Here is a 25,051-nt window from a genome sequence, read left to right on the forward strand (position 1 = left end):
TTACCGCTTCGCCCGCTCATATGCTTCATGCCAGTCAGGAAAATATTTGCGGATCACGATCGGCCGAAACGTATCGCGCTTGACGCAAACGTGCTGCGACTTTCCGGTCACCGCCACCTCGCCGTCCGGGGCGAGAATCTCGTAGCCGTATGTCACACGGATGCCGTCATAGGCGTCAATCCATGTGCGGACAGTCGCCGTTTCCCCATAACGAAGCGGCTTTTTGTACGACACTTGCAAATCGACAACAGGCGAAATGATGCCTTCTTTCTCCATGTCGGCATAATGAAAGCCAAGCTGTTTGATCAATTCCGTACGCCCGACTTCCATCCAAACTAAATAGTTCGCGTGGTAGACGACGCCCATTTGGTCTGTTTCCGCATAACGCACTTCAATTTGTTTTTCTGCCACTTTCACGTTCGTTCTCCCTCCATTTTTTACCGGGCCTCCTCTTCTATGTTACCATTCGCCCGTCGGCTCGCTCAAGCGGTAGACAAAAAAACGAAGCCGCCCCCCGCATGAGGGCTGCTTCGTTTACTGGTAGCCGTGTTCCCGTGCAGCGGCTTCGTCTCGGATTTCCGCGCGCATCGCAGCGATCGCTTCTTCGCGGCGGCGGTTTTTCGCACGGATCTTCTCCTGCTCCTCCGGCGACGCAAACTGCATCGTTTCTTCGGCTTTTTCGATATTCTCAATGGTATTTTGCACCATTTCTTGCAGCTTCTCCACATTATCGCTGCGGTCATCCGGTTTCGGACGCGGCATACAGGCTTCCTCCTTTACAAGAGTTTCCGGCTATTCACCTTTCGTTTGGATGACTTGGGCGTGCTGGCCGGATTGGTCTTGCATTTGTTTGCCCTTGTTTCCTCCTGCGGCGCGAGGCTGTGTGCCGATATGGTTCGGCACGAAATGTTTGCGGCTTCCTTTCGGATTGCTCATTGTCTTCGCCTCCTCGCCATCTAGTCTGTCCGCCCGAAGAACCGCTATGCATGGGTCATTCTGCTTTTTTGAGCATCCGCTCTTCCAGTTTTTTCTCGATTTTTTCGAGCGCTTCCCGATCGTTCAACAATTGCCGTTTGTTCTCGCTGATCAGTTCTTGGAGAGTCATTTTGCGGGATCGTCTCATCGCTTCAACCTCCCCTCACTTTTATTGTAATCTTATTCATGCCCAAAAAAGATAAAAATTATGACAACTTTTTGAAAAATAATGAACCACGAAGAAAGCGCCTTTCGCTGCAGCCATCTGCTCAACGAAAAAGCGCTGTTTCCTGCTCGAGCCGCTTCGCCGTCACCGGGCCGACAATTTTTCGCCGAATGACGCCGTTTGGATCAATAATATACGTCGTTGGAATCGTTTGGATTCGATATTGACGAAGCGCTTCGCCGCGCACATCCAAGGAGATCGGCAGCGCCAATTTCCTGCTTTTCGCAAATCGCTCCGCGTTATCGAGCGTATCTTGGGTGGTCAAATGGACAGTCAACACCGCGACTTCATGGCCATGTTGCTTGTAAAACTTCTCAAGCTCCGGCATTTCCTTTTTGCACGGCGGGCACCACGACGTCCAAAAGTTGAGGACGACCGCTTTGCCGCGAAAATCCGAAAGCTGGATGGTGTCACCACCCAAAGCCGGCAACTCCAAATTGGGGGCCACACGCCCGATTTCGGCTCCGGCTTCCCCCGCACTGCTCGGTTTCTCTCGCTCAGTCTCACTCCATTGTTCTGCCGCCGTCGCATTCCAAAGACCGTAGCCGGCGACAGCCAAGAACAAAAGAACAACGAGCCACTTCCGCATATTGTCCCCTCCCCGCCGCTCTGTCCACGATTATAGCACATACGTTTGCTATTTGCCAACCATCGCGCTTGAAATAAAAAACGAGGGGCACGCCCTCATCATCGGATGTTTTGATGATCGTTTTTCATTTTCTCCGCTTCGACTTCTGCGTACGAAGCGAATTCGCTCCTCCATTCGTTAAAACCGTTTTTCTTCTTCGCGTTGTTGTTTCGTTGGGCATTGGCATTGCCCAATTTTGTACGGCCCATGCGTCTCCTCCTCTGCTTCCGTCGGTTCACCTATAGTATCCGCGGGCGGCCAAACAACTATGCATACAGCGGCTTCAACCGGCGGCCGAAACAATGGAAGAAAAGCAAAACAAACACTAGGTGAAAATCGTTGAAAATCAACAACGCTTCGACCTCATGCGGACCGAAAAAAGAAAACGAAAAGGAAACAATGGTTCCATCCGACAACACCGAGGCGTCGAATGATGTTTCAGCCCGAATCGGAGAAAACTAAGCATCGGATGACGGGTCACCCGTTTCAATCGGGTGGTCCGGATAGGAAATCCAGTCGCTGAAACTGCCGACGTACAGCCGAACGTTGTGATAACCAGCTTCGTGGAGCGCCAACACGTTCGGGCAGGCGGTGACGCCGGAACCACAGTAAACGATCAACGGCTGCCCACGGTCAAAATCGGCAAACCGAGCCGCCTGCTCGACAGCGCTTTTCCAGTAGCCGCCTTCCGTCATTCCGTCTTTCCAAAACCGGTGCACCGCTCCTGGGATGCGGCCGGCTCGGCGGTCGATCGGTTCTTCCAGGCCGGCATATCGCTTCCATTCACGCGAATCAATGAGCACAGCCGAGCGATCGCGGACGACGGCGCGCACATCTTCAACCGTCGCCAGCCATGACCGATCCGGACGCGGCCGAAACGGGCGGGACGCCACAGCAGGGACGACGTTCGTCACCGGATGCCCTTTCTTCTTCCATTCACGATAATTGCCGTCCAATACGTATGCGTGGGCATGGCCGAAATAGCGAAGCAGCCACCAGCAACGCGCCGCCATCGCCCCGTCTTGGTCGTCGTAAGCGACAACGGTCACCGTTTCATCGATGCCGACCCGGCCAAACACGTCCGCCGCTTGCTCGGCCGACGGAAGCGGGTGGCGGCCGCCGTGCTCTCCGACTGGGCCCGACAAGTCGCGTTCCAAGTCCATATATACGGCACCGGGAATATGATCTTCCTGGTAAACGGCCGCTCCTTTCGCAGGATCGCCAAGCCAAAACCGACAATCAAGAATGCGCGTGTTTTCGTCGTGCAAATAGCGAAGGAGCCATTCATGGGAAACAAGCGACGCCATATGTCCTCCCCCTTTTTGTTTTTGCTGACGCCAAACGTTGTTTCTTGATCGGAACGGAAAGCAGCCAATCATCAACAGGACGCCGGCGGCGCCGACACGCTCAGCCAGCGCTCGCCATCGTCACGACCGCTCTTTCCCTTCAAGCCGGCTCACGTACTCGCACACCATCTCCGGCGTCACGCACCGGCGCGCCGGCACGAGGCCGCTTTTGGCCAGTTCGTTCATCCGCTTCGTCACTTCATTGATCCCATCAACCGTAAACGACTCGCCGCGGCGGCACCGCTCGACCGCTTCGTCGATGAGCCGCTCGCGCTCGGCGTCGAGCATCGCAAATTGCTTCAAGATGGTATGCTGTTTTTGCACATGGGCCGTGATCGCGTGATGCACTTCGCTCAATGGTCCTCGTCCTTTCCTGCTTCTTTTTCCATCAAACGCCGGACGTTCGGTTTCGGCGTCCAACAGTTGAACCGATAGTTCGGTTTCGTCGCATAGCCGAGCCGGCGGCAATACGTGTACAGCCCGTCAGCTCGCTTTTCTATACGGTAGTGGATGCATGTAGCGCAAGCGTGAAACCGGTTCATCAACGCGCCTCCCCGCCGCGGCCCGAAAGAAGGCCGCGAAGCGCCGCTTCGATGCGGGCGAGCGCCTCATGATCCGCCGTTGCGGAGAGCACGGCAAGCAAGCCCTCCATATAGCTGTCGACTTGTTCCGCGAGAGCGGCCGAAAGTGCGGCGACGGCAGCCTTGTATTGTTCTGCGTACGTCGCCACAAGCCGCTCTTTTTGCTCAGCCAAATAGGCGTCGATCGGCTCGACAAGCGCCGCCTCAATTTCCTCTTTCATCCGCCGCTTTTCGTCGCGCTCAAAAAACGATTTGGCGTTTTTATACAGCGAAAGCGCCTTGGTAAACCGCACCCGGTCTACATCCCCAAGGGCGTTGGCAAACTCCGGCGCCGAAAAGGCAAACGGCTCAGGCGGCGTGAGCGCGAGCGCATCATCGAAACGACGAAGCTCATGGAATAGGCGCGAGAACTGCTCGGCCAGCTGCTTGTGCAAAAACGACTCAACACGCAAGCTCGTCGCCCGCAACTCTTGAGCCAAATCAAAGCCAACCGATGCGAGCAACTCGTCGAGGCAACGCTCAAGCGCCCGACGCGCCGGACCTTGGTCGTCGCGGAGCACCGCCGGGTTGAACGCCTCCTTAAACACATCGTTGAGGCGGAAAAAGACGCGCTGCTTGACGTAATAGAGCAATTCGTCGACTTCCTGGCGAAGCGCCTGCCGGCCGTAGGCATCATCAATGCCAGCAAGCACGGCGTGCATCTTCGTTTTCACCGCCTCAAGCGCCTGCCGTTTCTCCGCTTTTTCCGTTTCGCTTTGCCCGGCGGCGCGCGCGAATTCCTCTGCCGTCCGCCGCGCCCGCTCAAGCTCGGCATATGCACTCTCGACGGCGACTTCCGCCAGTTCTTCCGTTAAGAAGCGGAAGAAGTCGGTTTCAAAGGCAGACAAGCCGGAGTCCGCCAAGACGCCGCGCGGACCGGGCTCGGCCCCCGTTTTTTCCGCCAGCGCCAAGCGGCTTGAGAGCGCATAAAGGCGCGGAAAGCGGATGCCAAAGCGCCCCAGCTCGCCGTTCATATAGGAAATGACGGCCTCAAGCTCCTCTTTCGACTGGGCCAAATCAGCCGCATTGATGACGAAAAACATTTTATCAAGCGCAAACGTGTCTTTCACGCGCCCAAGCTGAAGCAAAAACTCGCGGTCTGCTTTCGAGAACGCATGGTTATAATACGTCACAAACAACAACGCATCAGCATGCTTCATGTAATGAAACGCCACTCCCGTATGGCGGGCGTTAAGTGAATCCACTCCCGGGGTATCCACAAGCGTCACCCCTTGGCGGGTGAGCGGACAGTCGGCGTACAACACGACCTCATCTAAGAAGCATGACACCGCTTCGTCAGCGACATACGTCTCGAGTTCTTCCCAACCGATGGAAACCACTGCCCCGAATCGGTCGTTCATCCGCTCATAGCCGGCCGCGGCAGCTGCCAAAAAAGCCACATGCGGCTTTTGCGCCGGATGTTCGGCCCCGGATTCGGCAAGGCGGGCGCAAAGGCGGAGCGCCTCATCCCACGTATTTGCCTCATGGCCGCACTGCCGAAGCGACGATTGCACATCCGCCCAAATTTGTGGTTCGCTTTTCACTTTCACGACCGCCGTGCCGTGCGGATGCTTGTGATCAGGCGGGGCGATTTTGCTGATGGCGGCGGTTGTCGGGTTGGGCGACGATGGCAGAAGCGGGGCGCCGAGCAAGGCGTTTGCCAGCGACGATTTGCCGGCGCTGAAGGCGCCAAACAAAGCGACGGTAAACGATCGCTCGCGAAGCCGACGCGCCTTGTCGCGCAACGGTCCAGCGAAGCGGCCAAGCATTTCGGACCGTTCAAGCCAAGCCGCCGCCGCCTCAAGCCGCTCGGCCGCCTCTTCGCTCCGCTGTTTTCCGCCGCTTGAAAGCGCCCGAGCTTCGTCCGCTCTTTCGCTCACTCCGAGGCCGGCCGCTTCCTGACCGAGCGCTTGCTCTTTGACGGAAAGACGGCTTGTTTCCGCTGGCTTGGATGCTGCTTGCGGTTTTGCCGCCTCGGCATGACGCGCTTTCCGGAAGACCGGCGGCGCCGTCAACGCGGCGAGACGGTTTTCATCAAGTGATGCAGACTCGCATGGAGCAGCGATCAGCTGCTCGAACGCACGCCGGCGCTCGTCCCGCTCGGCTCTGAGGCGGGCGAGGCGGGCGGCGAGCTCCACTTTTTCGCGCGCCGCCGAAAGCTGTCCGTTCAATGTTTCTGTTTGGGCGGCCGCCCGTTTGGCGATTTGTTCCTTCAGTTCGGCAAACAAGGCGAGCGCCGAGTCGCGGTAGCATTTTTTCAGCGCCGCCGCCACCTCATCCGTATAATTTAATAGCGCGGCGCCGCTTGATTCCGCCCCTTGTTTGACGAGGCCGGCAAGCATCGTCTCATCCCACTCCGCCGTCCATTGCTGGCACTCGCTGAGCCAAGCGTCATCAGCATGCCATTCTTTTCCAAACTGAACAAGGAGCTGGCGGACGTGCCATTCAATTTGCGCCGCCGCTTGCGCTTTGACGCTTTCATAAAACGCCTCAAGCCGCCGCTTGCGCTCTTGCTCCGTTTTTGTCTTCGCGAACAACAAGCCCACTTTGAAATTCGGTTGCATCGCCTGCAAGTACGCCTCAGCCCGCTCCCTCGTCTCAAACGGCATCACGTACGCGTTTTGCAGCACGCGCTCAAGCTCCGAACGGAACGCCTCCTCCGCCCGCGACGGCGCTGTTTGCCAATCGGCAAGCTCCGCCTCAAGGCGATCGAGCTCCGCGATGGCAGCCGCCTCGTCATCGGCGCCGCCAAGCGCCTCGAGGCGCGCCTCAATCTTTTGCTCAAGCGGCTCGTGCCGTGCGCGGAGATGCTCAAGATGGCCGTCGGCGATCCGTTTTAACGCCGATTCGGCGCCGCGGACGAGCCATTCCTCCTTGTCGGCAAACAACCGGCGCAAACAAGCAACAAGCTCATGCCATTCGTTGTGCGGATGTGACGGGTCTTTCAGCGACAAGAAAAACAAACGGGCCGCCTCAACCCCCCAACGCCGGAACGCCTCGGCGGCCGAGGTGCGAAATTCAGCGAACGGCAGCTCGTCGTCGCGATGTTTATCGATTTGGTTGATGATCAAATAAACGGTCTTTCCTTCATCTGTTAATTGTTTTGTAAATTGGAAATTTAATTCCGCCTGCACATGGTTATAATCCATGACGTAAAAGACGACATCCGCCAAATGAAGCGCTGACTCCGTCGCCAGCCGGTGGGCGTCATCGGTCGAATCGATGCCCGGCGTATCGAGGATCGCGACCCCCGGCGGGATGGCGTCCGTCGTTCGGCTGATTTCAATCCATTCGATCGTCTCCCCGTCCCGGCATTGGGCGCGAATCAAGTCCGGGTCGTACGGCGGTTCATACTCGACCGGCTCATCGTGATGGAAAAAGACGCGCACATAGTCTGGGCCGGCTTTCACTTTAACGAGGTTGGCGCTCGTCGGAATCGGGCTCGACGGCAAAAGCGGCTCGCCGAGCAGCGCGTTGATCAAACTTGACTTTCCAGCGGAAAAATGGCCGCAAAACGCGACAACAAGCTCGCCGGACGCTGCCTTTTCGATCAACTGCTTCACTTTGTCCGCATGCTCCTGGTCATCCGCGGACTGAAGTTGTTCGTGCATGTCGATCATTTTCGAAAGCCACAGCCGCAATGACGGCCGCTCAATCGCAATATGCCCCATGGCCAAAACCCCTTTGTTTCCGTCAATGTCATTTACATTCATTTTACTGCATTTCGCCCCGTTTCCCAATAAAAAAATGAAAAATCCCGCCGTAACCCGACAGGATGACATAGAGAAAGAGGCAACGCCCTGCCGCCGCCCGCAGGCGAACGGCGAACAGATGCCATCATAGACGGCTCAAGGGCTGTTTTTCATTTGTCCGCTGCTTTCAGCTTGCCGCATCTTGCGGATGGCAGCCTCCCCCCTTAACCGGGGCAAAAAACGCGGCCGCTCCCGAAACGCCTCCCGGTAGTCGGTGAGCGCCGCCAGCGCTCTTTCCTCAACCGCGATGCGAATCGACAGCAAAAATGCGTTCAAAAGCGAAAAGACAAGCGCGGTGATCGGCGCTTGAAACAAAAGCGGCAACAGCGCGATCTCTAAGGCGACAACCACATAGTTCGGGTGGCGAAGCCATCGGTACGGCCCTTTTTTCACTACTTGGCCGTTTGGCACGATCAAAATTTTCGTATTCCAAAAGCGACCGAGCGACAAAATGGTCCATACGCGCAGCCCTTGCACGGCAAGAAAAAGTGGAAACAAAAGCGGCCAGCGGCGCGACGGACGCGCGCCTTTTCGAAGCGTCTCAACAGCCAATGACAAAAAGAAACCGACATGCATCAATACGATCAACGGGTAATGGCGAGCGCCGAACTCCCTCGCCCCGAGCGCTTTCACATACTGTTCGTTTCGTTTTGCAAGCTGAAGCTCAAACAAACGCATCGCGATCACCGCGAAAAACACAAAGGCAAATCGCATCATCATCCCTCCCATTTGAGGAGCACCATCTCGGCGCTAAAGCCCGGGCCGAGAGCGATAAGCAGGCCGTGCCCGGGCGAAAGCGGCTGCCGCATCATCTTTTCGAGCACAAAATACACGGTGGCCGACGACATGTTGCCGTAGCGGGCGAGCACGTCTCTAGCGGCTTTTGTCTGTTCCGGACCGAATCCGAACGCCTCCTCGTACGCTTCAATGACTTTCCTTCCGCCCGGATGGGCGATGAAATAATGAAGATCCCCAAGTCCTAACCCATGTTCCTGCAAAAACGACTCGACTTGCGGGCGCAGCCAAGAGCGAACGATCGCCGGAATGTCTTTTGAAAAGATGACAAACAAACCTTCGTCACGAACATCCCAGCCCATCACGTCTTCCGAGCCGGGCATGAGCACCGAGCGGGCGGCGATGACACGCGGCGCGTCAGCTGTCGGCGCCGCTCCATCGCCAGCCACAAGCAAGCACGCCACACCGTCGGAAAAAAGCGACGTACCGATCACATTGCTTTTGGACCAATCATTGAGTTGAAACGTCAAACTGCAAAACTCAACGGCGATCACAAGCGCCTTGGCATTCGGAAACGCCCGGCAATAGTCGGCTGCCCGGGCGAGCCCAGCCGCCCCTCCCGCACAACCGAGCCCCCAAATCGGCACTCTTACGGCATGAGGGGAGAACGGCAATACGTTCATCAGCCGCGCCTCGATGCTCGGCGTCGACAGCCCTGTCGTTGAGATGTAAAACAGCGCATCGATCTCCTCATGCAAAACAGGGCCGGACGAAGCCTTGCGCAAACAGTCATTGACCGCCTCTCGGCTGTAGCGGACGGCACGGTCGATGTACACCCCATTTTTTTCACCGAAACCGCGCGGCGCGCTGTACCAGGCAAGCGGTTGGACAAACGTGCGCGTATGAATGCCGCTGTTGTCAAACGCCTGCAACAGCCGCTCCGCACGCGCCATTCGACCGGCGAACAGCCTGGCGACATGCTGCTTCACCTCGTTTTGGGAGGCTGTATACGGCATCCTTGCTGTGCCGACGGATAAAAGAACCGGCATACAAACACCTCGGTCTGTTCCTCTTTATTCTATTAGGATGCGCAACAAGCCAAACGATATGCAATGGAAAATATGTTTGTACACCCGTTTTTTCAGGAACAGCCGATGGATCTCTATATAGATGCAATTTGAAGCTTTACCATTTGCAGCTTTTACCGAGTATTTGAACGACTGTCGGGCGACCGAACAACGCCGCTTAAAGACCCATATATGGGTCTGTGAAGCAGGCGGTTGTTCGGTCCTCCGTCACGCCTTGGCGTGACGGAGAAGCCTGTGGCTTTCCTCCGACAGTCGAAAAGAGGCCAACCGCTTTTCCGTCAAGGATATGGTAAACTTCTTCGTTGCATCTATATAGTTTTCGCAGCCAAAAAAGTTGCTGCAATCAAAAAACAGGCGCGGACAAAACCGGCCTGTTTTGGAAGGAACATGATCATCAGCGAGGATGTACAATAGGAGAGGTTCGTTATTTATCTCGCTTTTAGCGCGCGGATTTCACTTTCATGCTCGAGCAAGTGCAAAGCGAGGGATTGAAGTACGAGCTCTTGCCGCGCTTGTCCGGCAATGACTTCATTGGCTTTTTGTTGCATTTCTATGAGGGTTTGTTTCATCGCCGAAATTTCATGGAGCGTTTCTAACGTTTCCACGACAGCTTGCCGAATAAACGGCAATTCGGCAACGTCCTCTTTCGTCGCCATCGTCCGCTCAATGGTCTCGATGCGCCCATCCAGCGCGGCGACGTCTTCTCTCGTCGCTGCCACGGTCTGCTCAAGCCGCCCGATGCGATCATTCATCCGGACAACGTCTTCTCTCGTCGCCGCCACGGTCTCTTCGAGTTGCCCGACGCGTCCGTTTAACCGCGCAACATCCTCTTTCGTCGCGCTCACCGTTTGTTCAAGCCGCCCGATGCGCCCGTTTAACCGCGCAACATCCTCTTTGGTCGCCATCTGAGTCCGCATTTGCCGCAATTCATCGAAAAGGCGCTCCACCCATTCGTCCATTGTTTCACCTCCTTTTTCCTCTCCATTATACCATCAGCCTTTCACCATCTTCTAGCATTCTTCCCGTCAATCGAGGCGCAAACAAGAAAAAGTCATCTCCATTTCCCGAGCGACACACGGAAAATGAAGATGACTACCAAGCTCATGACCAGAATTATGAGATTTTTTGTTCCTGCAGCGGCAGTGTAGCCGCTTTTCTTGCCTTACCGAAATGGAAGACGGCGTTTAAGATGATGGCGGTCATGCTGCCGGCGACGATGCCGCTGTCGGTTAAAATGCGCAAGCCGGTCGGCAGCTCGGCAAACAAGTTCGGCACCGCCGTCACCCCAAGCCCCACGCCGACCGAGCAGGCGATGATCAGCAAGTTCTCTTGCACAGTTAGGTCAACTTGGCCTAACATTTTCACACCGTAGGCAATGACCATGCCGAACATCGCGAGCATCGCCCCGCCTAAAACTGGAGCTGGTATGATCGTCGCCACCGCGGCGATTTTCGGCACGAACCCAAGCAAGACAAGAAACGCAGCAGCAGCGTAAATGACGCTGCGCGTTTTCACGCCCGATAATTGGACAAGGCCGACGTTCTGCGAGTACGTCGTGTACGGAAACGCGTTCAACAGCCCGCCGATGATGATGGCCAATCCCTCGGCGCGGTAGCCGCCCGCCAAATCATCATCCGTCAGACGGCGGCGGCAAATGTCGGATAAAGCGAAGTAGACGCCGGTCGATTCAACAAGGCTGACGATCGCGACGAGCACCATTGTGAAAACAGCGGGTCCATGAAACGACGGAGCGCCGAAGTAAAACGGCTGCGGCCAATGAACCCACGATGCCTCAGCGACCGCTGTCCAGTCCACTTTCCCCATCATGGCCGCTGCCGCCGTGCCAGCTGCCATGCCGAGCAAAATGGCAATGGAGCGAATGAACCCTTTGAAGCAACGGTACAACACGATAATGATGGCAAGCACGCCAAACGACAACGCCAAGTTAGCCGGATCACCAAAGTCCTTCGCCCCTTGTCCGCCGGCCATATTGTTCACCGCTGCCGGGATGAGCGTCAAGCCAATGACGGTCACAACCGAACCGGTGACAACTGGCGGAAACAACGTCCGCAACTTGCCGAAATACGGACTGATGAGCACCACAACCGCTCCGGCGCAGAGGATCGCCCCATACACCGCCGGCATCCCGTACTGTCCGCCAATAGCGATCATCGGCCCGACCGCCGTAAATGTGCAGCCAAGCATAACCGGCAAGCCGATGCCAAACCACTTGTTTTTCCACGCTTGCAAAAACGTCGCAATGCCGCACGTCAATAAGTCAATGGCCACTAAATACGTCAGCTGCTCGCTCGTTAAATGCAGCGCCCCGCCGACGATGAGCGGAACGACAATCGCCCCGGCGTACATGGCCAATACATGTTGGATGCCGAGCGATCCGATTTGCCACCATTTCATCTTCATCGACTCATCACCTCGTCAGCAAATTGAATGGCGCCACCATCAAGCGATGCAATGCGGGCGAGCGACACAACGCGGAAGCCGCGCGAACGAAGCAGCCGGCCGCCGTCTTGAAACGCTTTTTCAATGACAATGCCGATGCCGACCATATCAGCCCCCGCTTGCTCGATGATCTCCACCATTCCGAGCGCCGCTTGGCCGTTGGCTAAAAAATCATCAATGATCAGCACCCGGTCGCCGCGGCCAAGCAGCGAGCGAGAAACGATGATTTCATTCGCCTCTTGCTTTGTAAAGGAGTATACTTCCGTGCGGTACACGTCGCCGGTCATCGTCAACGGCCGCCGCTTGCGGGCAACGACAAGCGGAATGCCGAGTTCATAGGCGGCCATAAGCGCCGGGCTGATGCCGGACGACTCGAGCGTCAACACTTTCGTCGGCCGCTCGTCACGAAACCGGACAGCAAACGCCTCGCCAATCCGCTTCATCAGCTGAGGATCCACTTGATGGTTTAAAAACCGGTCGACTTTCAGCACCCCGTCCGCCGCGACCTCCCCTTCAGCGGCGATTTTCTCAAGCAACTCACGCATATTTGGTTCCCCCCCAATAAAAAAAGCTTAAAAAACACCGGCCTCACTCATTCCATGAGTCAGGCAATGTCTTTTAAGCCAAGGCAAAAGAAAGGCGCAAAACATCCATTGCCGCCTTCCCTTGACATTGCCACTCATAGTCAGCCGATTTACGGTCGGCTGGTAGAGACTCGCAAGCCATATTCTTGCGATTATATGAGTGAGTCAGCGCGATTCAGTTATTAGCAGTATACCATGAGGGGGCGTGTTTGAAAAGCGGGTTTTTAAAAAAACACGAACATTAAACAAAAAAAACTTTCAATCATTCGTTTTTTTCGATATTCGCCTTGACAGAAGCCGTTGCTTTAACGGGTGGCAAACAGCGTCTTTATAATGGGCTTAATCTCTTTGCTGCATCGCATTGCCTGTTCAATCGCCGGCGCTTTACATGCCAGCAAAAAGAACATTGGCGGGCTCTGCTGCCGCGAGAGAAAATGACGTCTTCATCATTTTTTCACAAACGTCACCATTTGTTCACACTTCCAGCATCGTTTTTGTGAGAAAAGTCACTGTTGCCCCAGTTTTGTACAGTTATGATAGTGTCAAAGCAGGGAAATTGGCCGTTTGGCGCACCTGCCGAATTGCTGTTATGGGGGATGAATCCAACAAAGAGGAGGGATACGGCATGGCAAAACTGATCACAGCGGCCCGGCAAACGAAACAGGAAAAAGAGCCGGCGCTCAAAGGCACGCTGGCCTCTGTGTTTCTGCTCGGCTTTTTCATCATTTTTTCTTGGGTCAGCGTCTACTTTTTATTTTTGCACCGCCTGTAAGCGGCAAAGGAGGGAATCGGTGGTATGCACATCCATAAGTATGAAAAAATTTGGCTTGCGTTTGGCATCGGCTGTTTGATCGTCTTTTTGACGGTCGTCGGCGTGAGCGCTTTCGCCGCCGGACAGCAGCCGCCAAGCTGCCTGACGACGATCGATCCGGAAAAAGTGGACACCACCCCGCCGTTTGATCATCCGGGGCTCGTCAAAAAAGGAGACAAGGAATACGAGTTGAACATCGTCGTCGCCGCGTTTTCTTTTACACCGAATGCGATCGAAATTCCAAAAGGAGCGAAAGTGACGATCAACGTCACTTCGAAAGACGTCATCCACGGATTTGAAATCCCGGGAACGAACGTGAACATGATGGTCGAACCCGGTTATGTGAACAGCTTAACAACCACGTTTGACAAGCCGGGCGAGTATACGATTCTTTGCAATGAATATTGCGGCGCCGGCCACCATATGATGACGGCGCGCATAAAGGTGGTGGAGTAACATGGCACAACCGTTGGAAAAAGTCGATCACCGCGATGCGAAACTGGCGCTTGCCCATTTGTTCGTCGCCTTTACCGCCCTCGCGCTCGGGGGGTTCGCCGGTTTGCTGCAAACACTCGTCCGTTCCGGCAAGTTTGAGCTTCCATCTGGAATCAGCTATTACACGATTTTGACGACGCACGGCGTCTTGCTTGGACTTGTGCTGACGACGTTTTTCATTATCGGCTTTCAATTCGCCGCGGTCAGCCGTACAACCGGGGCGCTCTCAGACGGTTCGCGCCGGACCGGTTGGATCGGTTTTTGGCTGATGACAATCGGAACAGCCATGAGTGCGTTTTTCATCTTAACCGGTAAGGCGTCTGTCTTATATACGTTTTACGCGCCGCTTCAGGCGCACGCCGGCTTTTACATCGGCTTGGCGCTTGTCGTCGTCGGCAGCTGGGTGAGCGGCTTTGCGATGTTCGCTCATTACGCCCGCTGGCGGAAAACGCACCGCGGTCAAGCGAGCCCGCTGCTGGCGTTCATGTCAGTGACGAATATGGTGCTATGGCTCGTCTGTTCGCTTGGCGTCGCCGCCACTGTCGTCTTCCAGCTCATTCCGTGGTCGCTCGGGCTCACCGATCGGGTGAACGTGCTCTTGAGCCGGACGCTGTTTTGGTATTTCGGCCATCCGCTCGTTTACTTCTGGCTATTGCCGGCGTATATGGTTTGGTACGCCGTCATTCCGAAAGTGATCGGCGGCAAAATGTTCTCCGATTCGCTCGCGCGGCTGGCGTTTATCTTGTTTTTGCTGTTTTCGATTCCGGTCGGCTTCCATCACCAATTGCTTGAGCCGGGGATTTCGCCGTTTTGGAAATACGTGCAAGTCGTCTTGACGTTCATGGTCATCATTCCGTCGCTCATGACCGCGTTCGCCATGTTTGCGACGTTTGAATCGTACGGCCGCTCGCAAGGGGCGACCGGCTGGTTCGGCTGGCTGCGGAAACTCCCGTGGAGCGACGCCCGCTTTTTCGCTCCGTTTGTCGGAATGCTGTTTTTCATTCCGGCCGGCACCGGCGGGATTATTAACGCCTCGCACCAACTCAACCAAGTCGTCCATAATACGATTTGGGTGACCGGCCACTTCCATTTAACGGTGGCAACGACTGTCGTCCTAACCTTTTTTGGTGCGTCATACTGGCTCATTCCGCATTTGACCGGCCGGGTGATGACGAAAGCGATGAACCGGCTCGCCATCATTCAAACGATCGTTTGGGCGGTTGGGATGACGTTCATGTCCGGCTCGATGCATGTTGCCGGTCTGCTCGGCGCACCGCGGCGCTCGGCGTTCTCCACGTACGGCAATTCGCCGCAAGCGCTTGAATGGATTCCGTACCAAATCGCGCAAGCGGTCGGCGGCACCATCTTGTTCATCGGCATTATTTTGATTCTCGTCATCGTGATCAACTTGGCCTTTTTCGCCCCGAAAGGCGAAACGGAGTTTCCGGTCGCCGAGGCAGCTGCTCCGTATGAACGGGCTGCACTGGCGCTTGAAAACTGGAAGCTTTGGATCGGCCTCGTCGTTGCGCTCATTTTGATCGCCTATACGGTGCCGATCATCGACATCATTCAAAACGCTCCGCCAGGGTCGAAAGGATACAAATTATGGTGAAACAAGAAGGTGTCCCCAAGCGATCGGGACACCTTCCTCTTTATGTGCATAAAACCGAGACATAATAGGACTTTGTCGACAGAAAAACGAAACGAACAGCGTAAGAACGATGTTTGCACTGACGCGCCTGTTCTATAATCGATAAAGCGCCTTATATTTTTCTTCTAAATATTGAATAAGATAATCGGCTTTCAGCGTTTCGCCCGTCGCATCGCGCACAAGTTCGAGCGGCTTTTTCATTTTTCCAAACTGGTGGATATGAACGGTCAGCCATTCACGGATCGGTGCGATGTCCCCCTCTTCCAGCAGCCCAGCTACATCCAACTCTTTTTCCATCGCTTGCTTGAATTGCGCCGCATACATATAGCCAAGCGCATACGATGGGAAATAGCCGAAGCTGCCGCCGGACCAATGGACGTCCTGCAACACGCCGACCGCATCGTTGTGCGGGCGGATGCCAAGGTATTGTTCATATTTCTCATTCCATACATCCGGCAAGTCGATCGCTTCCAGCTCCCCAGCAAACAGCTGCTTTTCGATTTCATAGCGGATGATAATATGGAGCGGATACGTCAGTTCGTCCGCTTCAATACGAATGAGCGACGGCTTCGCTTCATTGATCGCCCGGTAAAACGCATCAAGCGAAACGTCGGCGAACTGCGTGGGCGCGTATTGCTGCAGGCGCGGATAATGCCGCTTCCAAAACGCATAGTGGCGTCCGATCATATTTTCAAAAAAGAGCGACTGCGATTCATGAATGCCCATCGACGCCCCGCTTGCAAGCGGAGTGCCGACAAGCGACTCGGAAATGTGTTGTTCATACAGCGCATGGCCGCATTCATGGATCGTGCCAAACACCGCGGTGCGGAAGTCGCGCTCGTCGTAGCGCGTCGTAATGCGCACATCGTTCGGGTTGAGCCCGATCGCAAATGGATGGACCGTCTCATCAAGCCTCCCCTTGCCAAAATCATAGCCGAGCTCCTTAAGCAACTCAAGCAGAAAAGCGCGCTGCTTTTCTTTTGGAAACGGCGCGAACAAAAAGGACACATCCGGCTTGTCGGACGCGGCGGAAATGGCGTGCACAAGCGGGACGATGCGTTCGCGCAGGCGGCTGAACAGTTCGTCAAGCAAATCGACGGTCATGCCCGGCTCGTATTGATCGAGCAGCGTATTGTACGGGTGTCCTTCATACCCCCAATAACGGATAAAGCGTCGCTGAAACTCGATGATTTGCTCCAAATACGGGCGAAACCGGGCGAAATCAGCAGCCGCTTTCGCTTCTTCCCAAACGCTTTCCGCTTTGGAACAAAGCACGACAAACTCTTTGTATTCATCCGCTGGAATTTTTTTATTGCGCTCGTATTCTTTTTTGCATTCATCAAGCGTTTTCTTTGTCACATCATCGAGCTCTTCATAGACGGCTTTGGGCGACAGCTTGGCGATAAAGGCCGCCATCTCCTCGGATGTCGACATGCGAAACACTTCTTCTGACAGCATGCCGATCACTTCTGATCGCTGCTCGACCCCTTTTTTCGGGGCGCCAGTCCGCAAATCCCAATACATGAGGCCAATCGCTTCGCGGTAGCCCGTCATTTTTTTCACGTATTGCAAAAACTGCGCTTCGATTGGTTTCACTATACTCAGTCCCCCTATGTATTTCATGGCCGTATCATCATTTCCATAACAAGGTGCCATTTTCCTGCTTGCCAGCAAGAAAATGCTATTTTTGTGGAAAATGAAAAAGGGAAGAATATCATTCTTCCCTCACCGCTGTCGGCAACACGTCTTTGATCGCCGCAATGACCCGTTCATCTTCCCTGTCGGTGACGAAAATGGAAACGATGCCGCAGTCGTCGCGCGTGCGGATGAGCCGTCCGACTCCTTGGCGAAGGCGAAGAAGCATATACGGCACATCGACGTCCCAAAACGGGTTGCGATACGCTTTTCGCTTCGCCTGAAACACCGGATCATTCGGCGGATACGGCAACGACCAAATCATGACGTTCGAAAGCGACGGCCCCGGGATGTCAAGTCCTTCCCATAAATGTTCGGAACAAAGCACCGTTTCCTCGTTACGCTGAAACTCGGCGACCAAATCGCTGATTTCGCGGTCGCCTTCAAATAAAAACGAAAACGGTTCGCCGGCGGCCGCTTCTTTGAACTCGAGCAGCTCCTCGCGCGTCGGGAACAAGATGAGCGCCCGGCCCCCGGTTTCGCGCAATTTTTCAAGCGCATATGCGTATTTTTTGGCAAACAGCGTCTCATCCGCGCGGAACGTCGGCATAAAAATCGTCATCTGTTCGTCGTAATCAAACGGCGACGGCACGCTGAACGATAAATAGTCATCAATGCCTAAGCTTTGCGCTATATATTGGAATGATTTTCCGTTTGATAGTGTTGCCGATGAAAAGACAAACGGCATGCGTTTGCTGAACACTTTTTCGCGCAACACTTCCTGAACGGTGCGCGGCATGACGACAAACGTCGCCTCTTGACGCGACGACTCAAGCCACGTAATGGCGTCGGCGTTTTTCAAAAACAAATCGAGTGAATACTGGATTTGGTCCAAATATTCATCCACAATGTTCAGCTGGTAATGATCGATCGTATACGTCTCGCTTTCAAACACAAGCTCGTTGCCGATTTCGACTATTTGGCCGCGGAGCCGCTTCGCCCTTTGTTCAAGACGCGGCGACGGCAAAATTTCTTTTCGGTTCGAACCCGGAACGTCTTTCGCGCACGCTTTCAGCTCATCAAAAAAACGCGTGCTCGTCTCCAGCGTCTCCTCAATTAAATAGGCGAGCTCTTCACGGATGTCGTTTTCAAGAAGACGTGTCAGCAACGTCTCAAGCGTCGTCTCTTTCATTCGATATGTCAACGCCTTTTGCGCAGCGAACTCCAATAAATGTCCTTCGTCAAACACGACACAGCTCGCTTCCGGCAACAGCGGCAGCTGTCCTTCCCGCTTGCGCGCTTCATACGTCCAAACATGTTCCATATAAAAATCGTGCGAGCAGACGATCAAATCCGCCGCCTTCCGGTAATAGTCGCGCCAAAGCGTCTGTCCGCAGCGATGCCGCTTTTCGCACGTGAAACAGTCTTGAAACGGATCCCAGGCGATTTTTTTCCACTGTTCATCGGTCAGATGGGCGTATTCTTTTCGGTCGCCGTAGCGGTAGAACGACTGCAGCGGTTTGTTGTCATGGACGAAGGCCGGAAGTTCATCGTAAATTTGCTCATACAGCTCGATGTCGTCATCGTCATACGTCGTCACTTCTTCCAGTTTATTCAAACATAAATATTGATCCGGCGATTTCGCCAGCCGGACGTCGATTTCCAGCCCAAGCACGTTGGATAGCTTCGCAATATCGCCTTCCTTTTTGACAAGTTGCTCAATGAGCGTCTCATCGGCGCAGGCGATAATGGCCGGCTTGCCTGTATAACGGGCGTAACAAATCGCATACAACAAATACACGATCGTTTTCCCTGTGCCAACTCCCGCTTCGGCGAAGATCACCTTTTTTTCTCGAAACGCCCGCTCGAGCTGAAACGCCATATAAATTTGCTCGTCGCGCAGCTCAAAGCCGGCTTCCGGCAAAATGTCATAAAAAACATCGCCGATCCACTGGCTCAACTTATCAAAAAAGTTTTCATTTTTTTCTACAACAAACGGATAACGCTCATGGCCCATCGTCGCCACCCCTCCAATTGGCATAAACTCCCCCGGCATATCATGCATAAGCGCGCAACAAGTTTGTTGCGCGCCCGATCCCTATTGACACTCCGCACGCCTAAAGGCGTGGGATTCTTGGGTCGTTTGCGTCCTCATCCATTTCTGGTTCGGACAACGCCCAAATTCAGGGGTGTGTCATCACCCCGTCCCATCGGGTTAGGATGTACCCCAATGGGCGGCGCACCTGTGACCCGTGCGCTAGGTTAGACGGCAAAGCCCGAAATCGCTTTGGCGATGTTGATGGCGCCATTCAAGTCGGCGTGGAGAGTGTATCCACACCTTTGGCATCGGAAGCGGATGCCATTTCGGTTCGCTTTCTCTCGATGACCACATTGACACGTTTGGCTCGTGTAGGTTGGATTCACCCACTCCACCCGAATGCCCGCCATTTCCGCTTTATAGGCGATCATCGTTTGCAATTGATGGAACGCCCAAGCATGAAGGCTTCGCCCCGCTTCTTTGATGTTGCCCGTTTCCGAATCCCCGTCAACGCTTCCATCCGAATCACGCCAACACCGTTGGCGAGGGCAACATTCACGATTTGACGGCTGATTTTGTGATTTTGATCCTTCATCCAGCGGGACTCTTTACGGCCGATTTTGCGAATCATATGAAGCTTCTTGGCTTGGCCCAGCCTTCGCCGCAAAGCCGCATAGCGTCGGCGAATGAAGGCGCATTGGTTCCCTTTGAAAAACAGTGATTTCGTTCCTACGCTGGCCACGGCGATATAGCGAAGCCCAAGGTCAACCCCCATCACCTTTGTTTCGTGTCGCGGTTCCACTTCAAATGTGACCGCAACAGCCAAGTACCATTTCTTTCTCTTTTTATAGAGCTTGGCGGCCCCTTGTTTGGCGGTTCCATCGAGCAGCCGATTCAGCCACGCTTCTTGATAGGGGCGCGTGACGACAGGCACGCCGATTCGCTTCTCCAGTGTGGGGAAGGAAACCGTATAGAAATCCCCCTTCTTTACTATTTTTAAGTTTTGGTTGTTGAAGCAACACCATCGTTTTTGAAATGTCTTTGCCTTTTGATTTTTCTTTTGGGACTTCACTTCTCGAATCGTCTGATTCACGACGGCGGAAGGAAACCGCTGCGACGAAAACGCTTTAAACAGTTTGCTCGTCGCTTGATTTAGCTTGGGATGATTCAACAGCCAATTCGCAAACGCGGTATTCACTTCTGTCATCCGTTCATACATATCTTGTTTCACTTTCGTCGGCTTGTACAGCTCCAGCTTTAGTGTGATCGTGGGCATGGATTCACCTCCTTGCGACGATTACATGATATCGTTTTTTTTTCATCATCATTCAATTATGAAGAAAACGGCTCGCTTTCATCCCACCCCTCAAGGAGTGGGCTTTCTCGCTCGCTGATCTGTAACAAAACAATATTATGATCGATGGCCGCCGAGAAGTCAACTTCGAGTTTCGCGCGGCGGCCGTGGCCCCCAGTACTGGTAGTAATGCGTTTCAATAAAGCCGTTAAACAGTTTGCGCCGCTTCGTCGCTGGGCGGCCGTAATGCGTTTCAAAACCGCGGTGGGCGGTTAAAATGTACACCGACCACGTATCCAAGGCGGCGAAGGCGCGGCCGATGGCGCGATAGAGCGCTTCGACCTCCCGTTGTTCGCCAAGCCGTTCGCCGTATGGCGGGTTGCCGACGATCACCCCGTATTGTGCATCGGTCCGAAACTGCTCGGCGCGGCCCTCCCGAAAAGAAATGAGATCGGAAAGCCCCGCTTCGGCTGCATTCATCTTGGCGATCTCGACCATGTGCGGGTCAAGGTCAATCCCGCAAATATCAAGCGGTTGGTCGTAACGCGCCATCTGTTCCGCCTCTTGGCGCGCCTCTTCCCATACCGATTCCCCGATCCACGGCCATTGCTCCGAGACGAAATCCCGGTTAAACCCTGGGGCGATGTTTTGGCCGATCAGCGCCGCCTCAATGGCAATCGTGCCCGACCCGCAAAACGGATCGACGAACGGGCGCTCGGGCGTCCAATTGGTGAGCAACACTAAGGCGGCCGCGAGCGTCTCTCTTAGCGGCGCCTCCCCTTGGCGAGCACGGTAGCCGCGTTTATGCAGCCCGGCGCCGCTTGTATCGATCGTCAACGTCGCGATATCTTTGTGAAGCGCCACCTCGATCCGATACAACGGCCCGGTTTCCGGGAACCACGACAAATGATAGCGCGCTTTTAAGCTTTCGACGACTGCCTTTTTCACAATGGCTTGGCAGTCGGAAACGCTGAACAGCGTTGATTTGACCGACTTCCCGATCACCGGAAACTCGGCATCTTTCGGCAAATAATCGGCCCACGGCAGCGCCTTCGTTTGTTCAAACAACTCCTCAAACGTCGTCGCTCGAAACTCGCCGACTTTCAGCTTCACGCGGTCAGCGGTGCGCAGCCAAAGGTTGGCCCGGCAAATGGCGAGCGCATCGCCTTCAAACGTCACTTTGCCGTTCTCCACTTGGCACTCATAGCCAAGCCGGCGCACTTCTTCCGCGACGACGGATTCGAGCCCCATCGCGGCCGTGGCAATCAGCGAAAACGAAGTCATCCTGTTCCCCCTATCGGATAGATGTATGGATCCCTTCATTCATGGCCTATACTTCCATTATAGTCACATGGAAGGAAAACACACAAAAGAGAAAGCCCTCCTTCCTGCAGGAGGGCTTTCCCACGATTCCAATCACCGCGTTAATCATGTTCTGTAAGCCATGTTCTGTACCTTCGTACTGCAAGCGGCTTTCGCCTCGTACTCCGGCGGTAATCATCTATCTACAGGCAGCGTACGCCGCCTGTCCTTCCCTCCGTTCATTTCCTTCGGGAAGGTGCCCCTACCATCATTTGGGTTTCTCGCTCGTGGGGTTTACCGCGTTCCACCTCTAAGGTTTCCCTTAGAGCTGCGTCACTGTGGCACTTTCAGGGTAATCGAACCATATCCGCATGCGGACGTAGGTTCTTTCCCCGCCGTCAGCCCAGCCGAAGCCAGACTGCCCTAGCTTATGGATTCGCTAGGCACGAACACTACGGGCATCTCAGCACCGTGCGAGCATGGACTTTCCTCTACGGCCGAAACCGGCCGCAGCGATTACCCGAACATGATTAACGCTGCGAGCATCTTACAGTATAGCTGATCTTGGTGTGAGAATCAAGAAGAAAAAATTAGAAATCCCTGCATCAACTTCGCCCTGCCGGCTGGTTATTCATACAGTTTCCGGCCAAACACATGCTTTTCTAAGTTGGAAAGGCGCTGCAAAATGTCGTAGTTCGTCGTTCCCGCCGACATCGCCGGCCGTTTTTGAAGCTCCTCGACTTGCCGCTTCAGCCGGGCGTTTTCCTGGCGCAGCTCGTCAATTTCTTGCTGAAATGCTTCATAATCTTTAATAATGAGATCCAAAAATTGATCCACTTCGTCTTGGTTGTACCCCCGTATGCTTACCTTAAATTCCTTTTCTAAAATGTCTTTCGGCGTCAGTTTCACTTGATGGGCTGACATGGCTTTTCACCTCAATCCGCATTCAACGATCATCTTCTCTTTATTTTTTCAGAAATTCAGCCGGTTGTCAATTGACGGTTGGCTTGCGAGTCAGTCAAGACTTTGTGGAGAACATTTTTTCGGTTCACTACGGGTGTTGTCAATCACTAGTTAGCGAACCATTTTCAGGAATTGATATCGTAAGCGCTTTCGGACTCTCATCCCTCATCTTGAGTTGCATGACATTTGCTTTTTTCTACCGCGCTTCGCTTGGTGGCCCCGACGAGTGTCGCGAACAAAAGTTCGCAACCCTCGTCGGGGATCATTTCGGAATGTCACCCACAAATATTTTACTCACACTTGGCTTGCCGCATCGATCGGGAAGCCGCATGGCGCCCACGCAGACTTCCCGGCGGCGCCGAAACGCCGTCCTCCCGCCCAAACGCTGCTGGCTGCCGGCGTTTTCCATCCGTAAAAAAACAGAAGCCGACAAAGCGGCTTCTGTTTTTGGCCCTTACTATCGCAGCGGAAACGGCGGAAATGGCATCGGTCCCGGACCCGGGCAGTACAGATGGCGATTGGCAGCCTGAGCCACCGCCGATTCCGTATGCGGGAAATAATGTTGATGTTCATACAAGTGATGGTAAACATGCGTCGTATGCGATGGATGGATATGCGGTACAATCGTTGCTTCAAAGTGATGCAAAACGTTGCAACGAGGCGGATGAACGATCGGCGCCGTTACATTCGGCAGGCAATGCATCATATTCCTCTCCTTTCATCAAGTTAGGCTGTTGCTTGACAATACTAGCCTATGATGAACGGAGTGGACTCGTACTAGTTTAAACACCCATTTTGAAGAGCTGTTCGCGCCAACAATCTACCGGCTCTCTCGCCCCCGGTGCTTCGGACGTTTCGGCATCGTCATTCGTCTTTTTGAATCCGTTATGCGGCGCCGGCCCTCTGACGTTCATTAATAGATATAATTGAACACGACAAACGTCAAACCGACGACAATAAAAAAGAGATACAAAATTTTTTTGTACATGCTCCGCATCGTCTTCTTCTCCCTGCCATCGTTTTCGTTCATTCCGATGCCATTGTACACGTTTTTTCTTTTTTCTACAAGATTCACAACAAAAAGACGAAACATTTTCGTTTTCTGTCATATTTTGCGCTTGCCAGGGAAATGGATGAGTTCTCACCCGTTTTTCTTGCGTTCAAGCCGCGCGAGCCGCCTGCGCCATTCCGCTTCTTCTTTCTCTCTATGTTGTCGGCTCATCCTAGCGAGCGACCGCCACGCTTCATATGCCATAACAGCATAACGGTGCGCTTCGGCCGCATCCCGGAAATAATGCTCATACACCTTCGCCAGTTCAAGCCCGGCCTTCGCCTTCCAATAGCCATTTCCGTGGATCAACAAGTCGCGCCAAAGGAGAGCAGCCTCTTCATATCGTTTTTCTTTTCGGTATAAAAGCGAAAGCTGCCATTTCGCCGCCTGCGCTTCCTTCGCCCCTTTGCCGCTCGCCTCCTCGTACACCCCCCGTGCAGCTGCTGTTTCCCCGATGGCTTCAAACCAACGGGCGGCGGCCAACAGCTCCTTGGGGTCAGCGAGCCGGTCCGCTTCAAGCAGCTGAACGGATAGGTGAATGTAGAGAGCAATGAGCGACAACACGTCGCGCTCGTTATGGCGCAATACTGGCATCAGCCGGTCTGGATGGGGCGTTTGCAAAAACTCCTTGTACATCATCGGCGCCAAAAAGCCCGGCACATCATCGCCCCGCTCGACATGGAGAATGTGCCGCTCCACTTCCGAAAGACGCAGCGAATCCAATTTGTCTTTCCATAAGCGGCGGGCGGCGTGATACAAATCAAAATGACCGAACGCTGGCAATTTTGGCACCATGTTGCGGACAAGCGCATGGCGCGTTTTCAGGCGCGGCCAGTCGAACGCTTTTCCGTTATAGGTGACAAGCGTCGTATAATCAACGTCAGACAAAAAACTTTGATAGAGCGCCGCTTCCGCCCCCGGATGCGGCAAAACGTGCTGGCGGACGACGATGCGGTCTCCAAGCACGCGGGCGTGGCCAAGCAAGAACATGATGTTTCCCGCCCCGCTTGAAAGTCCCATCGTCTCCGTGTCAAAAAAGAATAAGTCACGAACGGCAAAGCCGCGGCATGAGAGCGGATGGGAAAACGGCGCTTCCTGCCATCTTTCGTGCACTTCATACAGCGCTCCGAGCCGATAGCGGCCGTGCTGATAGTCAAGCGGATACACCGTTTCCCGAATGAGGCAGTAATCGCCGTCAAACCAATACGGCTTGGCGCCGTACTCCCGCCAAACGTCGGCATACGGCACGTCCGTCACAGGTCGTCCGTCCGGTTTCTCTTCTTCTTTTTCTTCATCGTTCTCCTTTTGATGCCGGGCGGCAAGCAATTCTTTCCATTGCGCCAACTTCGGCTTCATCCGTTCACCCCCTCCTTGCTTGACATCGGCTTGCTTCTATA

The 25,051-nt window shown here is 54.3% G+C and carries 24 protein-coding genes, 1 other RNA gene, 1 pseudogene and 1 riboswitch; of the genes and pseudogenes, 3 read left to right on the plus strand and 23 right to left on the minus strand.

Going from position 1 to position 25,051, the window contains the following annotated elements; genetic code table 11:
* The 15 genes from B9L19_RS10590 to B9L19_RS10660 form a co-directional block, all read right to left on the minus strand.
* Window positions 1-417 carry an acyl-CoA thioesterase gene (locus tag B9L19_RS10590; protein ID WP_013145448.1) on the minus strand — a complete coding sequence of 139 codons (417 nt, stop codon included), beginning with the start codon at window positions 415-417 and terminating at the stop codon, window positions 1-3.
* Window positions 418-534: 117 nt separating this feature from the next.
* Window positions 535-762 (minus strand): small acid-soluble spore protein Tlp, encoded by a 228-nt coding sequence (tlp, locus tag B9L19_RS10595; RefSeq protein WP_013523665.1) that lies wholly within the window; start codon window positions 760-762, stop codon window positions 535-537.
* Between the two features lie 30 nt (window positions 763-792).
* On the minus strand, window positions 793-936 hold the full coding sequence (locus B9L19_RS10600) for an acid-soluble spore protein N (RefSeq protein ID WP_011231056.1): 144 nt from the start codon (window positions 934-936) through the stop codon (window positions 793-795).
* A 55-nt stretch (window positions 937-991) separates the two neighbouring features.
* Window positions 992-1,123: an FbpB family small basic protein gene (locus B9L19_RS10605; protein ID WP_011231055.1), complete on the minus strand. Its 132-nt coding sequence runs from the start codon at window positions 1,121-1,123 to the stop codon at window positions 992-994.
* A 121-nt stretch (window positions 1,124-1,244) separates the two neighbouring features.
* Window positions 1,245-1,790 (minus strand): TlpA family protein disulfide reductase, encoded by a 546-nt coding sequence (locus B9L19_RS10610; protein WP_025950308.1) that lies wholly within the window; start codon window positions 1,788-1,790, stop codon window positions 1,245-1,247.
* A gap of 98 nt (window positions 1,791-1,888) precedes the next feature.
* Window positions 1,889-2,038, minus strand: a complete 150-nt coding sequence (locus tag B9L19_RS19060) for a hypothetical protein (protein WP_167372779.1) — start codon at window positions 2,036-2,038, stop codon at window positions 1,889-1,891.
* Between the two features lie 249 nt (window positions 2,039-2,287).
* Window positions 2,288-3,136, minus strand: coding sequence for a sulfurtransferase (locus B9L19_RS10615; RefSeq protein WP_047753187.1), 849 nt, complete (start codon window positions 3,134-3,136; stop codon window positions 2,288-2,290).
* A gap of 120 nt (window positions 3,137-3,256) precedes the next feature.
* Window positions 3,257-3,532 carry a YpbS family protein gene (locus B9L19_RS10620; RefSeq protein WP_047753188.1) on the minus strand — a complete coding sequence of 92 codons (276 nt, stop codon included), beginning with the start codon at window positions 3,530-3,532 and terminating at the stop codon, window positions 3,257-3,259.
* Window positions 3,529-3,717: a hypothetical protein gene (locus B9L19_RS10625; protein ID WP_013145453.1), complete on the minus strand. Its 189-nt coding sequence runs from the start codon at window positions 3,715-3,717 to the stop codon at window positions 3,529-3,531. The genes B9L19_RS10620 and B9L19_RS10625 overlap by 4 nt, the downstream gene beginning before the upstream one ends.
* The gene (locus B9L19_RS10630; RefSeq protein ID WP_047753189.1) at window positions 3,717-7,466 is read right to left on the minus strand and encodes a dynamin family protein; all 3,750 of its coding nucleotides are present in this window, start codon (window positions 7,464-7,466) and stop codon (window positions 3,717-3,719) included. Before B9L19_RS10630 ends, B9L19_RS10625 begins: the two co-directional genes overlap by 1 nt.
* A gap of 177 nt (window positions 7,467-7,643) precedes the next feature.
* A complete protein-coding gene (locus B9L19_RS10635) occupies window positions 7,644-8,267 on the minus strand; it encodes an isoprenylcysteine carboxyl methyltransferase family protein (protein WP_025950312.1) in 624 nt (207 codons plus the stop codon).
* The gene (locus B9L19_RS10640; protein WP_025950313.1) at window positions 8,264-9,331 is read right to left on the minus strand and encodes a type III polyketide synthase; all 1,068 of its coding nucleotides are present in this window, start codon (window positions 9,329-9,331) and stop codon (window positions 8,264-8,266) included. The genes B9L19_RS10635 and B9L19_RS10640 overlap by 4 nt, the downstream gene beginning before the upstream one ends.
* A gap of 467 nt (window positions 9,332-9,798) precedes the next feature.
* Window positions 9,799-10,329 carry a hypothetical protein gene (locus tag B9L19_RS10650; RefSeq protein ID WP_047753190.1) on the minus strand — a complete coding sequence of 177 codons (531 nt, stop codon included), beginning with the start codon at window positions 10,327-10,329 and terminating at the stop codon, window positions 9,799-9,801.
* Between the two features lie 154 nt (window positions 10,330-10,483).
* A complete protein-coding gene (locus B9L19_RS10655; protein WP_047753191.1) occupies window positions 10,484-11,791 on the minus strand; it encodes a nucleobase:cation symporter-2 family protein in 1,308 nt (435 codons plus the stop codon).
* On the minus strand, window positions 11,788-12,375 hold the full coding sequence (locus B9L19_RS10660; RefSeq protein WP_013145459.1) for a xanthine phosphoribosyltransferase: 588 nt from the start codon (window positions 12,373-12,375) through the stop codon (window positions 11,788-11,790). The genes B9L19_RS10655 and B9L19_RS10660 overlap by 4 nt, the downstream gene beginning before the upstream one ends.
* A 117-nt stretch (window positions 12,376-12,492) precedes the next feature.
* A riboswitch (purine riboswitch) is annotated at window positions 12,493-12,594 on the minus strand.
* Window positions 12,595-13,039: 445 nt separating this feature from the next.
* Between B9L19_RS10660 and B9L19_RS10665 the strand changes: the two genes are divergently transcribed.
* From B9L19_RS10665 to B9L19_RS10675, 3 genes are read left to right on the plus strand one after another with little or no spacing between them, the layout of a single operon-like run.
* Window positions 13,040-13,186, plus strand: coding sequence for a cytochrome c oxidase subunit 2A (locus B9L19_RS10665; RefSeq protein ID WP_047753192.1), 147 nt, complete (start codon window positions 13,040-13,042; stop codon window positions 13,184-13,186).
* Between the two features lie 24 nt (window positions 13,187-13,210).
* Window positions 13,211-13,681, plus strand: a complete 471-nt coding sequence (locus B9L19_RS10670) for a cytochrome c oxidase subunit II (protein ID WP_025950319.1) — start codon at window positions 13,211-13,213, stop codon at window positions 13,679-13,681.
* A gap of 1 nt (window position 13,682) precedes the next feature.
* Complete coding sequence (locus tag B9L19_RS10675) at window positions 13,683-15,332, plus strand: b(o/a)3-type cytochrome-c oxidase subunit 1 (RefSeq protein WP_047753193.1); 1,650 nt, start codon at window positions 13,683-13,685, stop codon at window positions 15,330-15,332.
* A gap of 132 nt (window positions 15,333-15,464) precedes the next feature.
* Here B9L19_RS10675 and B9L19_RS10680 read toward each other — a convergent pair whose 3' ends face one another.
* The 8 genes and pseudogenes from B9L19_RS10680 to B9L19_RS10725 form a co-directional block, all read right to left on the minus strand.
* A complete protein-coding gene (locus B9L19_RS10680; protein ID WP_279627598.1) occupies window positions 15,465-16,967 on the minus strand; it encodes a carboxypeptidase M32 in 1,503 nt (500 codons plus the stop codon).
* A 118-nt stretch (window positions 16,968-17,085) separates the two neighbouring features.
* Window positions 17,086-19,023, minus strand: a complete 1,938-nt coding sequence (locus B9L19_RS10685) for an ATP-dependent DNA helicase (protein WP_025950321.1) — start codon at window positions 19,021-19,023, stop codon at window positions 17,086-17,088.
* A gap of 245 nt (window positions 19,024-19,268) precedes the next feature.
* Window positions 19,269-20,320 (minus strand): annotated as a pseudogene (locus B9L19_RS10690) (RNA-guided endonuclease TnpB family protein).
* 159 nt (window positions 20,321-20,479) lie between these two features.
* Window positions 20,480-21,622, minus strand: a complete 1,143-nt coding sequence (locus B9L19_RS10695) for a THUMP domain-containing class I SAM-dependent RNA methyltransferase (protein ID WP_025950048.1) — start codon at window positions 21,620-21,622, stop codon at window positions 20,480-20,482.
* A 149-nt stretch (window positions 21,623-21,771) separates the two neighbouring features.
* Window positions 21,772-22,168, minus strand: an RNA gene (gene rnpB, locus B9L19_RS10700) — RNase P RNA component class B.
* A 99-nt stretch (window positions 22,169-22,267) separates the two neighbouring features.
* Complete coding sequence (gene gpsB, locus B9L19_RS10705; RefSeq protein ID WP_011231037.1) at window positions 22,268-22,564, minus strand: cell division regulator GpsB; 297 nt, start codon at window positions 22,562-22,564, stop codon at window positions 22,268-22,270.
* A gap of 496 nt (window positions 22,565-23,060) precedes the next feature.
* On the minus strand, window positions 23,061-23,306 hold the full coding sequence (locus B9L19_RS10715) for a CotD family spore coat protein (protein WP_025950050.1): 246 nt from the start codon (window positions 23,304-23,306) through the stop codon (window positions 23,061-23,063).
* A gap of 438 nt (window positions 23,307-23,744) precedes the next feature.
* Window positions 23,745-25,010, minus strand: a complete 1,266-nt coding sequence (locus tag B9L19_RS10725) for a ribonuclease H-like domain-containing protein (RefSeq protein WP_047753195.1) — start codon at window positions 25,008-25,010, stop codon at window positions 23,745-23,747.
* Window positions 25,011-25,051 lie beyond the last annotated feature (41 nt).

It is taken from the genome of Geobacillus thermocatenulatus (assembly GCF_002217655.1).
GTDB lineage: Bacteria > Bacillota > Bacilli > Bacillales > Anoxybacillaceae > Geobacillus > Geobacillus thermocatenulatus.

Coding starts and splice junctions, on each gene's coding strand:
- tlp (WP_013523665.1), bottom strand. CDS start 762: ATGCCGCGTCCGAAACCGGATGACCGCAGCGATAATGTGGAGAAGCTG.
- B9L19_RS10600 (WP_011231056.1), bottom strand. CDS start 936: ATGAGCAATCCGAAAGGAAGCCGCAAACATTTCGTGCCGAACCATATC.
- B9L19_RS10605 (WP_011231055.1), bottom strand. CDS start 1,123: ATGAGACGATCCCGCAAAATGACTCTCCAAGAACTGATCAGCGAGAAC.
- B9L19_RS10610 (WP_025950308.1), bottom strand. CDS start 1,790: ATGCGGAAGTGGCTCGTTGTTCTTTTGTTCTTGGCTGTCGCCGGCTAC.
- B9L19_RS19060 (WP_167372779.1), bottom strand. CDS start 2,038: ATGGGCCGTACAAAATTGGGCAATGCCAATGCCCAACGAAACAACAAC.
- B9L19_RS10615 (WP_047753187.1), bottom strand. CDS start 3,136: ATGGCGTCGCTTGTTTCCCATGAATGGCTCCTTCGCTATTTGCACGAC.
- B9L19_RS10625 (WP_013145453.1), bottom strand. CDS start 3,717: ATGAACCGGTTTCACGCTTGCGCTACATGCATCCACTACCGTATAGAA.
- B9L19_RS10630 (WP_047753189.1), bottom strand. CDS start 7,466: ATGGGGCATATTGCGATTGAGCGGCCGTCATTGCGGCTGTGGCTTTCG.
- B9L19_RS10635 (WP_025950312.1), bottom strand. CDS start 8,267: ATGATGATGCGATTTGCCTTTGTGTTTTTCGCGGTGATCGCGATGCGT.
- B9L19_RS10640 (WP_025950313.1), bottom strand. CDS start 9,331: ATGCCGGTTCTTTTATCCGTCGGCACAGCAAGGATGCCGTATACAGCC.
- B9L19_RS10650 (WP_047753190.1), bottom strand. CDS start 10,329: ATGGACGAATGGGTGGAGCGCCTTTTCGATGAATTGCGGCAAATGCGG.
- B9L19_RS10655 (WP_047753191.1), bottom strand. CDS start 11,791: ATGAAGATGAAATGGTGGCAAATCGGATCGCTCGGCATCCAACATGTA.
- B9L19_RS10660 (WP_013145459.1), bottom strand. CDS start 12,375: ATGCGTGAGTTGCTTGAGAAAATCGCCGCTGAAGGGGAGGTCGCGGCG.
- B9L19_RS10665 (WP_047753192.1), top strand. CDS start 13,040: ATGGCAAAACTGATCACAGCGGCCCGGCAAACGAAACAGGAAAAAGAG.
- B9L19_RS10670 (WP_025950319.1), top strand. CDS start 13,211: ATGCACATCCATAAGTATGAAAAAATTTGGCTTGCGTTTGGCATCGGC.
- B9L19_RS10675 (WP_047753193.1), top strand. CDS start 13,683: ATGGCACAACCGTTGGAAAAAGTCGATCACCGCGATGCGAAACTGGCG.
- B9L19_RS10685 (WP_025950321.1), bottom strand. CDS start 19,023: ATGGGCCATGAGCGTTATCCGTTTGTTGTAGAAAAAAATGAAAACTTT.
- B9L19_RS10695 (WP_025950048.1), bottom strand. CDS start 21,622: ATGACTTCGTTTTCGCTGATTGCCACGGCCGCGATGGGGCTCGAATCC.
- gpsB (WP_011231037.1), bottom strand. CDS start 22,564: ATGTCAGCCCATCAAGTGAAACTGACGCCGAAAGACATTTTAGAAAAG.
- B9L19_RS10715 (WP_025950050.1), bottom strand. CDS start 23,306: ATGCATTGCCTGCCGAATGTAACGGCGCCGATCGTTCATCCGCCTCGT.
- B9L19_RS10725 (WP_047753195.1), bottom strand. CDS start 25,010: ATGAAGCCGAAGTTGGCGCAATGGAAAGAATTGCTTGCCGCCCGGCAT.